Origin of the sequence: Nonomuraea longispora (genome assembly GCF_004348345.1) — a bacterium.
In the GTDB taxonomy this organism is placed as follows: Bacteria; Actinomycetota; Actinomycetes; order Streptosporangiales; family Streptosporangiaceae; genus Nonomuraea; species Nonomuraea longispora.
Genome location: NZ_SMJZ01000259.1, coordinates 1 through 10,829 on the forward strand (window position 1 = coordinate 1; position 10,829 = coordinate 10,829).

Annotated in this window: 9 protein-coding genes; 3 read left to right on the forward strand and 6 right to left on the reverse strand. The window is 72.8% G+C overall.

What is annotated here, in order from left to right; translation table 11 throughout:
- The coding region (locus E1267_RS45035) for a PT domain-containing protein (protein ID WP_181957904.1) at positions 1-596 on the forward strand (596 nt) is incomplete at its 5' end.
- Between the two features lie 106 nt (positions 597-702).
- The gene (gene otnK, locus E1267_RS39560; RefSeq protein WP_132340761.1) at positions 703-1,932 is read left to right on the forward strand and encodes a 3-oxo-tetronate kinase; all 1,230 of its coding nucleotides are present in this window, start codon (positions 703-705) and stop codon (positions 1,930-1,932) included.
- An 18-nt stretch (positions 1,933-1,950) separates the two neighbouring features.
- Here otnK and E1267_RS47505 read toward each other — a convergent pair whose 3' ends face one another.
- On the reverse strand, positions 1,951-4,689 hold the full coding sequence (locus E1267_RS47505; protein ID WP_132340763.1) for a helix-turn-helix transcriptional regulator: 2,739 nt from the start codon (positions 4,687-4,689) through the stop codon (positions 1,951-1,953).
- Positions 4,690-4,791: 102 nt separating this feature from the next.
- Between E1267_RS47505 and E1267_RS39570 the strand changes: the two genes are divergently transcribed.
- On the forward strand, positions 4,792-5,406 hold the full coding sequence (locus E1267_RS39570; RefSeq protein WP_132340765.1) for a LysE family translocator: 615 nt from the start codon (positions 4,792-4,794) through the stop codon (positions 5,404-5,406).
- A 7-nt stretch (positions 5,407-5,413) separates the two neighbouring features.
- Here the strand turns inward: E1267_RS39570 and E1267_RS39575 are convergent, their stop codons facing one another.
- The 5 genes from E1267_RS39575 to E1267_RS39595 form a co-directional block, all read right to left on the reverse strand.
- A complete protein-coding gene (locus E1267_RS39575; RefSeq protein WP_132340767.1) occupies positions 5,414-6,604 on the reverse strand; it encodes a hypothetical protein in 1,191 nt (396 codons plus the stop codon).
- Between the two features lie 9 nt (positions 6,605-6,613).
- A complete protein-coding gene (locus E1267_RS39580; protein WP_165960057.1) occupies positions 6,614-6,997 on the reverse strand; it encodes a RidA family protein in 384 nt (127 codons plus the stop codon).
- A 6-nt stretch (positions 6,998-7,003) separates the two neighbouring features.
- A complete protein-coding gene (locus E1267_RS39585; RefSeq protein ID WP_246064575.1) occupies positions 7,004-8,080 on the reverse strand; it encodes an alanine racemase in 1,077 nt (358 codons plus the stop codon).
- A gap of 68 nt (positions 8,081-8,148) precedes the next feature.
- Positions 8,149-9,690 carry an N-acyl-D-amino-acid deacylase family protein gene (locus E1267_RS39590; protein ID WP_132340771.1) on the reverse strand — a complete coding sequence of 514 codons (1,542 nt, stop codon included), beginning with the start codon at positions 9,688-9,690 and terminating at the stop codon, positions 8,149-8,151.
- 8 nt (positions 9,691-9,698) lie between these two features.
- Positions 9,699-10,829: DUF4153 domain-containing protein (locus tag E1267_RS39595; RefSeq protein WP_132340773.1), on the reverse strand; the 1,131-nt coding region annotated here is incomplete at its 5' end.

Below are 10,829 nucleotides of genomic sequence, written 5' to 3' on the forward strand. Positions count from 1 at the left end.
GCGACCCCACCGCCGACCCGACGGCACAACCGGAGGACCCCACGTCGGATCCCACCTCGCAGCCCACCTCGCAGCCCACGGAGGCGAGCACGGAGGCGAGCACGGACTCCGGCGGGTCCGACCGCCCGGAGCCCGGTTCGCCGATCATGCACGGCGAGTTCCCCGACTGGAAGTTCAGCCTGGGCAGCGCGAAGTTCGCCGCCGACAAGGTGGGCGGCTGGACGTACGACTCCTGCGACACCGTGGACGGGCAGGGCGAGCTTGCCGCCAACGACTGTGAGCGCGCCGTCGAACTCGCCTACTCGGCCTACTCGGGGCATCTCAAGGCGGTCCAGGTCATCATGGCGTTCCCGAGCGAGGCCGCGGCCAAGACCGCCGCGACCCGCCTGGCCAAGCTCCCCGCCAAGGCCGTGAAGTGGCGCCGGGACCAGGCGCTCGACACGTTCGTCTACGGAAAGATCCGCTCAGGAGCGATCAAGAAGTACGTCGTCCTGACGGTCGTCACCGCCGACAGGACGGCCCGCGCCAAGGCCACGAAGTTCCACCATTACCTGCAGGCCGACCACAAGAACTACTTCCTCTTCCGCGACCTGTGACCGGCCGGGCCGTCTCGGAGCCGTGCCCCGACCCGCGGTGAGCGGCGGCGACGTGCGCCGATAACGTCAGCGTCATGTTCGATTCCCACCTGGGCGCGGGGCGACGATGATCGGCGCCATCGCGGACGACTTCACCGGTGCGACCGACGTCGCGGTGGCCCTGCGCCGCCGTGGCATCCGTACCGTGCTGTTCTTCGGGCTTCCGCCGGAGTCGGCCGGGCCGCCCGAGCACGACGCGGTCGTGATCGCGCTGAAGACGCGGACGGCCTCCAGGGCGGACGCGGTCGCGCAGTCGACGGCGGCGCTCGGCCGGCTGCGCTCGCGCGGCGTCCGGCAGGTGTACGTCAAATACTGCTCCACGTTCGACTCCACGGCCGAGGGGAACATCGGGCCGGTCCTCGACGCCCTGGCCGAGGCCATGGACGTGCCCGTGGTCGCCATGACGCCCAGCTCGCCCGAGCACGGGCGCACGCAGTACAACGGCTACCTCTTCGTCGGGGACGTCCTGCTCGGCGAGTCGCACATGCGCCACCACCCCCTGACCCCGATGACCGACTCCTTCCTGCCGCGCCTGCTGGAGAGGCAGAGCGCCCACCGGGCGGGCGTCGTGACGCTGGCGCAGGTCCGGGCGGGGGCGATCGGGCGGCGGCTGGCCGAGCTGCGGGCGGAGGGTGTGCGCTACGCCCTCGTGGACGCCGTGGACGACGCCGACCTCGTGACCGCCGGCCGGGCGTTGGTGGACGCGCCGCTGGTCGCGGGCGCGGCCGGCCTGGCCGGAGGGCTCGCCGCGGCGCACGCGCGGACCGGGCGCGAGGACGCGCCCGCCCTCGCGCCGCAGGGCGCCGCGGCGGTGCTGGCGGGCAGTTGCTCGGCCCGTACGCTGGAGCAGGTCGCCGCCATGATCGAGGCGGGCAGGCCGGCCTACCGCCTGGACGTGCTGGCCGACCAGGATCCGGAGTCGCTCGCCAGGGACGCGCTGGCCTGGTACGACACGCTGGACGCCGCGGCCGGCGCGCCTCTCGTCCACGCGTCCGCCGAGCCCGCGGCGCTGCGCCGCGTCCAGGAGGCCCTGGGGGTGGAGCGGTCGGCCGCGATCGTGGAGTCGGCGATCGGCCGCGTCGCGCAAGGGCTGGTCGAGCGGGGTGTCACCCGCGTGATCTCGGCGGGCGGCGAGACCTCGGGCGCCGTCGTGAACGCGCTCGGAGTGCCCGGCGGTGTCATCGGCGCAGAGGCAGCACGCGGAGTCCCGTGGATCCACACCTCATCCGGACTCGCCCTGCTGCTCAAGTCGGGCAACTTCGGCGAACCCGGCCTGCTGGTGAAGGCCTCACGATGATCCGCCCGGTAAGGACGGTCAGTCGAAAAGGCCGAGGCGGCGGGCGGCGGCGGCCGCCTCGGTGCGGGTCGACACCTCCAGCTTGGCCAGGATGTTGGAGACGTGCACGCTCACCGTCTTCTGCGTGATGAACAGCCGTTCCGCGATCCCCCGGTTGGTGAGCCCCTCCGCGACCAGGCGCAGCACCTCGGACTCGCGGGCCGTGAGCCCTCCGGTTCCCTGGCCGCCGCCGAAGCGGGCTCTGCGCCCGAACTCGTGCAGCGCGTTCTCCAGCGGCGCGGCGCGCAGCTTGCCCGCCGTCTCCCTGGCGAGGTCCCACTCCGCCTGGGCCGCCTCCCGCTCGCCCGCCGCGAGCAGCGCCTCGGCCAGCCGCCAGCGGGCACGCGCGGTCTCGTAGGCGAACCCGTAGTCGAAGGTCTCCACCGCCTGCCGCCACAGGTCCACGTCGAGCCGGCCGTGCACGCGGCGCCATTCGGCCTCGACGCGCAGCCCCCACGCCCGCCCCTCGGGGCCCAGGTGGCCGCCCTCGCCGGTGGGGCCGGCGTCGAGTGCCGCACGGGCGCGGCGGCGCAACTCGTCGGCGCCGTCGGTGCTGCCGAGTTCCGCCAGCGCCCACAGCCCGACGGCGGCCATGCGGACGTTGCCCGACTCGCCCTCGACCAGCCGCTCCATGACCGCGTTCACGTGGTCGAGCGCGGCCCGCGGGTCGCCGTTCCACAGGGCGTGCTCGGCGGCCAGGCCCCGTGACATGTATGCGGCCAGCTCGTCGGACCAGAACGGCCGCAACCAGCCCAGCCGGCTCTCCACGGTCGGCAGGCCGCGCCCCACCTCGACGAACAGCGCGAACGACGACAGGATCGCCTCGGGCACGGTGCCCACCCGCGCGGGAAAGCCGGCCGCGACCGTCTCCGCCTGGTCCCACTCGCCCGCGACGTAGTGGATGAGGAAACGCAGGAAGCGCAGGTCGGTGCCGTAGGTGCTCCACTTGAGGCCGGTCTCGAACGCCATGCGGATGCCTTCGTCGGCCACTTCCGCCGCGTGGTCGAGCAGGCCGCCCTCGTAGTGGATGCGGGCGTGGTGGAAGCGGGCGCGAAGGTCCATCGCCAGGTCGCCCGAGGCCTCGGCGACGACGGTCTTGACCAGCTCGTGCGCCCTGTCGGTGTCACCCTGGTATTCGGCGTGGGTGGCCAGCGTGAGCAGTGCCCCGGCCTCGGCGTCCCTGGCCCCGCAGGCGCGGGCGACGTCGAGCGCGCGGGCGGTGAGGCCCTCGATCTCGCGATGGCGTGGGCTCCAGAGCAGCGTGCGGGCCTGGGTGGCGAGGGCACGAGCGAGCTGCGGAGGGTCGTGCGCGGCCTGGACCGCGCGCTCGGCGGCCGCGATCGCGGCCGCCGGGTCGTCGGCTTCGTAGAGGTAGTAGGCGAGCCGCTCGAGCACCTCGGACGTTGGCGGCAGGGCCCTGAGCCTGCTGATCGCGTGGTGGTTGTCGCCGGCCCCGGCCGCCATGACGGCGCTGCGGAACGCCAGCTCCTCCCGGCTCTCCCCGGCCAGCTCGGCCGCGCCGTCGACCCGCTCCCACAGGCCGAGCGCCCGGTCGTAGTGGTCGTGCGCCTCGGCGGGGGCACCGAGCAGCGCGGCCTGGCGGCCCGCCTCGACGGAGGCGGTGAACGCTCCGGCCAGGTCGTGGCCGGCGAGGTGGTGATGGGCCAGCTCGGCGGGCGTGGTGAGCAGCCGGGCGAAGGCGGCGTGCAGCCGGGTGCGCTCGCCGGGCAGCAGGTCGGTGTAGACGGCTTCCTGCAGCAGCGCGTGACGGAAGGTGTAGCCGTAGCCGTCGACCCTGAGCAGCCCGCGCGAGACGATCTCCCGCACCGCCTCCTCGAACTCGGTCAGCGGCAGCCCGGACACCTCACGCAGCAGCGCGTCCTCCACCCTGCGCCCGGCCACGGCGGCGGCCCGCAGCACCCGCTGCCCCGCCTCCGGCAGCACCTCGACCCTGGACATGAGCAGCCCGGCCAGCTCGTCGGGCAGCGCGTCGCCCTCGGCCATGGCCGCGAAGAGCTCCTCCGCGTAGAACGGGTTGCCGTCGGCACGGGACACGATGAGTCCGAGCTCCTGAGCGCCCACTTCACCCATCGTGGCCACATAGTCGGACATGTCGCCCACGCTCAGCGGCCCCAGCTCGACGTGCGTCACCGTCGGCAGCCGCCTCATCTCTGCCAGCACCGGCCGCAGCGGATGGCGGCGGTGCAGGTCGTCGGTGCGGTAGGTGCCGACGACGCAGACCCGCTCGGTCTGCACCATGCGGCTGAGGAACACCAGCAGATCGCGGGTGGACCGGTCTGCCCAGTGCAGGTCCTCGATCACGAACAGCACCGGCTGCACGTCGGCCAGCAGCCCGAGCAGCGAGCCGAACAACCGCTGCTGGGTGAGCCCGGCCGAATCCGCGCTCTCCCTGCCCGGGAGCAGCCGGCCCAGCATCGGATGGGCGGCGGCGGCCTCGCGGACCGCCGGCTCGGCGCCGCGCAGCGCGTCGGCCAGCGGCAGGTAGGGCAGGGCGTCGCCCAGCTCGGCGCACTGACCGGCCAGCACGTGGAAACCTCGCGCGCGAGCGTCGGCGGCCAGCTCGGAGACCAGTCGCGTCTTGCCGATGCCGGCGTCGCCGCCGACGAGGGCGACGCCTGCCGTGCCCTCGGCGGCCGACCGCACCACCCGCACGAGCCTGGACAGCTCAGCGGAGCGCCCGACGAGGAGACCTTTCATGCCAGAAACGATGCCACGCTCCTCCGACACTGCATTGGTCCGGGGAAATGGCCTCCGATTGGCCCTGATCTCCCTACCATATGCATCTTACGCTGCCTTTTTGTGATCCCTCCAACAACGTACGCGCTCTTCGTGACCGCCTCACTCGCCCTCATCCTCATCCCGGGGCCGAACCACCTCTACATCACCGCCAGAGGCCTCGCCCAGGGCCGGGCGGCGGGCCTGGCCAGCGCCCTCGGCGTCGAGATCGGCACACTCGTGCACATCGCGGCCGCGGCCGCCGGCCTGTCGTACGTGATCTCGCAGTCGGCGACGCTCTTCGCGATCGTCAAGTGGGCGGGCGTCGCCTACCTCGTCTACCTGGGCATCCGCGCGTTCACGGGCAAGGACGCCGAGACGGGGGCGCCGGCGCGGCAACCGCTGCCCAAGGTGTTCCTCGAAGGCGTGCTGGTCAACGTGCTCAACCCCAAGGTGGCGCTGTTCTTCCTGGCGTTCCTGCCGCAGTTCGTCCAGCCCGACGCGGGCTCGCCGACCCTCCAGGTGATGGTGTTCGGGCTGACGGCGCTGTGCCTGGGGCTGGTGTCGGACATCGTGTACGCGTTCGCCGCCGGCGCACTCGGCCACCGCCTGCGCCAAAGGGCGAGGACGCTCAGGTACGTCAGCGGCGTCGTCTACCTCGGTCTGGGAGTGGCCACCGCGTTCGCCGGGAGACGATGACGCGGCTTCACAACGACAGGGCGGCCGGGATGCGGTCGAGCACGGGGTGGGGCGCCAGCCCGTACGCGTAAAAGTCGACCGCGAGCGCGCCCGCCGCCCTGGCGCCCCTGGCCTTGGCCACCAGCCGGTCGGCCGAGTCGCTGTCGGGGTGGCCGGGCCGCAACACGGCGCGCACCTCGCGGTCCTTGCCCACGGACCGCAGGTAGGCTCCCACGTCGTCGGCCACCCTGGCCGCGTCGCGCGCGTAGGCCAGCACACCGAAGGCGGGCACCAGGTCGCCCAGCGCCACCAGGTCGACCCCGAGTTGCCAGGCGTCGTGCGCGGCCAGCCCCGGTGTGGGCAGCCCGTCGGTGTAGCCCTTCACCGCGCCGGTCGAGTCGACGAACACGAGCCTGGACCCCTCGTCCGCCACGGCGGAGGCCACCTCGGACACCAGCGTGGTCACGGTCTCCGAGCGGGCCCTGGCGTAGGCGACGACCTCCGGCCCCGCGTACGCGGTCAGCGCCGCCCTGGTCACCTCGCCCTGCGCCGCCGGGTCGCCGTCGAGCACGCCGCCCACGATCCTCGCGCACTCGTCGCGCGCCACGTCTGCGTTCACGCCGAGGTCGGTGGCCCGGCGCATGCAGTAGTCGCAGAAGCAGAGCCCGAACAGGTAGGTGTCCATCGGCCCGAGGGGCACGAACGAGCGCTGCGGCTTGAGCGGCCTGAAGTGCAGCGACTCGGCCACCACGCTGTCGACCCCGAGCCTGGCCACCGCCCTGGCCAGCGCGACGGCGTAGTCGCGTACGTCGGGGTGCGCGGGACACAGGTCGGTGAGCGAGCCCCGGTCGCCGAAACAGTCGCGGACGGTGACGTCCGGATGCCTGGTGCCGAGCGTGGCGTTGCGCAGGAAGACCGTCCATGCGTGGAGCTTCATGGACCGTCGCGCGCACGCTTCGCCAAGCCCGTCGAACGCGTCCTGGTAGCCCGGCACGGGAGCGAGGCGCAGCCCGGCGAACAGGTCGGGCGGCGGGGTGAAGTGGGCGGCGTCGTGGCGGACGGTCAGCCGGGACAGTCCGTGCGGGGTGACGTCGCGGGAGGCGTGGTGCACGGCGCCGACGGTGACGCCGCGCACGCCGTACGCGCTGATCCTGTCGAGCACCCGCTCGACGCCCTCGCCGCGAAGGTCCTCGACGAAGGCGTACACCGAACTGTCCACAAGCAGACCTTAAGCGCTCTTGTGAGCGACGAAGTCGATCTCCACGAGGATGTCCATCAGCTCGGAGCCCACGGTGGTGCGTACGGGGAAGGGCGGGTTGAAGTAGGACTTGTACACCTCGTTGTACGCGGCGAAGTCGCGCTTGAGGTGCTGCAGGTGGACCGTGGCCTTGACCACGTCGTCGAAGCCGAGGCCGTGCGCGGCGAGGATGGCGCCGAGGTTGCGCATGACGCGGTGGGTCTGGGTGGCGACGTCGTCGCCGTCGACCTCACCGGTCTGCGGGTCGATCGGCCCCATGCCGGAGGTGTGGACGAAGTCGCCCACCACGAGGCCCTGGGAGTAGGCGCCGATCGGGGCGGCGCCCTCGGTGGTCCTGAGCTCCTTCTTCACGATCTCTCCCTAGAAGTCGGTGTGTATCGTGCCCACGACACGGTAGTCCTGGTCCACCAGAGGCAGCTCGCGCCACTTGTCGAACGCGGTGCACGGGTGCGAGATGCCGAACGCCAGCAGGTCACCGACCTCCAGCCCGTCGCCGCGCACCAGGGCGTGCTGGTCCTGCATCTTCGTGACGGTGACGCCCGCGCGCCGCGCGACGGGCAGCCCTTCGTCGTACGGCGCGTCCCGCTTGCCCATGCCGACGACCGCCAGCCCCGGCTCGGGTGTGGAGAGCACGTGCGCCCACACCTCCAGCGCCGGCCGGAGCTCGCCCGCCATGCGGTTGAACGGCGTGCGCTCGCGGTAGTAGCCGTCGTCGTGCGTGACGTAGGCGCCGCTGCGCAGCAGGATGCGGGCCTGGGTGGCGACGAGCTCGCGTCCGATCACGTCGAACCACTGGCTGCCGCCCACGGTCAGGATCGGGTGGCGGACGCGGAGGTATTCGACCGCCTCCCGCAACGCGTCCAGATATTTCCGTACGTCGTCGGCGGTCTTGAGCGCGCCCTCGTAACCCGCGACCCCCACCGGCTCGACCCCGGGCGTCTCCTGCGCGCAGGCCACCACCGCCAGCAGGTCGTCCAGCGAACGGCATCCGGCGCGGCCGCCTTCGTGCCCCAGCTCCACCAGCACCCGGAACGGCCGCGACCCCGCGTGGCGGGCCAGGATGCCGATCCCGGCCACGGAGTCGGCGAAGCTCAGGAACTCGAACGAGGGATCACGCTCCAGCTCTCCGGCCGCCCAGGCCAGCCCCGCCGGGTCGACGACCTGGTTGGCGGCCATGATCCGGTCCGCGCCGAACTTCCTGGCCGCGCGGGCCTGGCGCGGCGTCGCGACGGTCAGCCCCCAGGCGCCCGCCCGGAGCTGGAGCGCGGCGATCTCGGCGGACATGTGCGTCTTGGCGTGCGGCGCCAGCTCAAGACCGTGGTCGCGGGCGAAGGCCGCCATCGTCGCCACGTTGTGTGCGAGCGCGTCCTGGCGCACCACCATGAGCGGGAAACCGAGCGTTCCTTCGAAGATCGACCGCCCGAGCGTCTCCTGCACGAGGCCCCTTTCCTTCAGCGTCCGACGATATCCTGAATCCTGACATTTCCGGCAAGGCCCGGCCGGGCTCACGGCCGCAGCGCACGCCCCGGCGTGGCGCCGGTCAACTCTCCCCCGGCCAGCACGCGCGTCCCCGACACGAGCACGTCGTCCACGCCGGACGCGAGCGTGCGCGGAGCGTCGTACGTCGCCCGGTCGGTCACCGTGTCGGGGTCGAACACCACCACGTCGGCCGCGAACCCGCCCCGCAAAATTCCCCGGTCGGTCAGCCCGAACCGCCGGGCCGGATGCGCGGCCAGGTGCACCGCGGCCTGCTCCCACGTCCAGTCGCCGAGCTCCCTGACATGCCGGCCAAGGAACCGGGCGAACGCCCCGAACCCCCGCGGATGCGGATGACCACCCACATAAATCCCGTCGGAGCCGCCGGTCTGCGACGGATGACGCAACACGCGGCGTACGGACTCCTCGCCCTCAGGGCCCTCGTCGGGGCGGGCGGACACCACGCCCGCCTCCAGCCGCGTCTCTGCCAGGAGGCGGCGGCAGAACGCGGCCGGCTCCAGCCCCGCCCGCTCGGCCGCCGCCACGATGGTCAGGCCCTCCGCCCACTCCAGCGCCGGCGCGTGCGAGACGGTCAGCCTCGGCCAGGTGTCCGCCAGCGTCGGCCACCAGTCGTCGAGCCCGTCGGAGGCGATCATCTCCAGGGCGCGGTCGGTCTCGGCGCCGGGCACCGACGGCGGCAGCACGACCATGGCCAGGATCGTGTTGCCGCGCAGGTAGGGGTAGGTGTCGAAGGTCAGGTCGACGCCCTCGCCGAGCGCCCGCTCGACCAGCGGCAGCAGCACGTCCGCGGGACCGTGGAGGTGAGAGACGTGCACGGCCGCGCCGGAGCGCCGGGCGATGTCCACCACCTCCGCCATGCCGACCCCGGCCTCCGTGCCGTAGGCGCGCATGTGGGTGACGTAGGGGAGGCCGCCGAGCGGAGCGCACAACGCGGCCAGTTCCTCGGCCGAGGCGTAGCCGCCCGGCAGGTATTCGAGCCCGCTCGACAGGCCGGCCGCGCCCTCCGAGAGCCCGCGCTCGACGTGCCGCACCATCGCCGCGACGTCGCCGGACGAGGCGGGAGCGGACGACGGGCCCATGACGTCGTAGCGGATCGTGCCGTGCGGCAGGAGGTAGGCGGTGTTCAACGCCACCGCGCGGTCGTAGCCGTCGAGCAGCTCCCCCACGGTCAGCGGCCCCTCCCGCGGCGCCCCGCCCCGCAGGGGCCCGTTGACGGCGGCGAAATAGCGGGCGGCGTAGGCGACGGTCGCGGCCGAGCCGGGCGCGAAGGACAGGCCGTCCTGCCCGAGCACGAACGTCGTCACCCCCTGCCGCAGCGCCGCCCTCTGCACGGCCGGATCGAACACGACCGCGTCGCCGTGGGCGTGACAGTCCACGAAACCCGGCGCGACGAACCGGCCCGCCGCGTCGATCACCGTCTCGGCCTGCGCGCCGTCCAGCCGGCCCACCGCCGCGATCCTGTCGCCGGCCACCGCCACGTCCGCGCGGAACGGCGGGGCGCCCGTGCCGTCGAGCACCCTGCCGCCGCTGATGACTACGTCGAACCTCACCCAAGGATTCAATCAGAGCCGCGGTACGGCCTCCGTCCGCACTCCACCGACGGGTTGACCGGATGTTCGGCCAGTAAGTCACGGGCCTGCGAGCGGGCCAGGTTCCAGCCGTTCCACGGGTCGGGGCGGTCCAGCCCGTTGGCCTCGACCACGTCGGCGAGCACGCAGCTGCGCTGCGGCTCTGGCAGCCGGTCAAGGGCCGGCACCGCCTCCGCGCCGAGATCGCCCAGGTAGTCGGAGTCGAGGTCGGTGACCCCGCGCACCTCCACCTGCGAGTACGCGACCCGCAGGTCGGGGTTCACGACGGCGAACACCGCCAGGCCGATCCCGGTCACCAGCACGACCGTGCGCGGCAGCCAGCCGGAGTCGCGCCCCGCGAACCGTACCGCCCCGGCCAGCAGCACCAGCGTGAACAGCGCCCCCAGCCACCAGACCGTGGCCTGCACCGACAGCCGCAGCCTGGACAGGCCGTAGGCGTCGGTGTAGAGGTTCATCCGGTGCAGCGCCGAGACCAGCACCACCATCGTCAGCCCGCACAACATCGCGAGCAGCCCCGCCAGCATCCAGCGCTCGCGCCGCTCCGCCTTCAGCAGCCCGCCGGCCACGGCCACGATGCCCAGCACGAACACGCTGACCACGACCAGCTGGAAGAACCCCTGCCTGGCATACTCCGCGTAGCTCAGCCCCGCCGTCTCCAGCACCCAGGCGTCGCCCCCGAACAGCGTGGTGATCTGCACCGCCACGAACGACGCGAACAACAGGTTCACCGCCGTGAGCGGCACCAGCCAGATGCTCGTGCTCACCCTGAACTTCTCGCGCGGCCCCACGGGATCGTTCACCGGCCTGAGCGCCACCAGCACCACGGCGGCCAGCAGCACGGCGAACAGGACGAAGAGGAAGATCCGCAACGGCGCCGACTCCGCCCACTCCGGCGCGGTCATCACCCGCCGCAGGTAGGTGGCGAACACCGCGTCCGCCGAGGCGAACAGCAGCCCGAACACCGCCAGCAGCACCGCCGTGATGCCCAGGGCGACCATCGTCGGCATGACGCGCCGCTTGGCCGACAACCTCTTCAGCGGCCCGGCCAGGAACCACTGCACCGGGCCCAGCGCGAGCACCACGGACACGCTGCCCCTGAT

What these genes read in the sequence shown, in the direction of transcription:
- otnK (WP_132340761.1), top strand. Translation starts at nt 703, where the DNA reads ATGATCGGCGCCATCGCGGACGACTTCACCGGTGCGACCGACGTCGCG.
- E1267_RS47505 (WP_132340763.1), bottom strand. Translation starts at nt 4,689, where the DNA reads ATGAAAGGTCTCCTCGTCGGGCGCTCCGCTGAGCTGTCCAGGCTCGTG.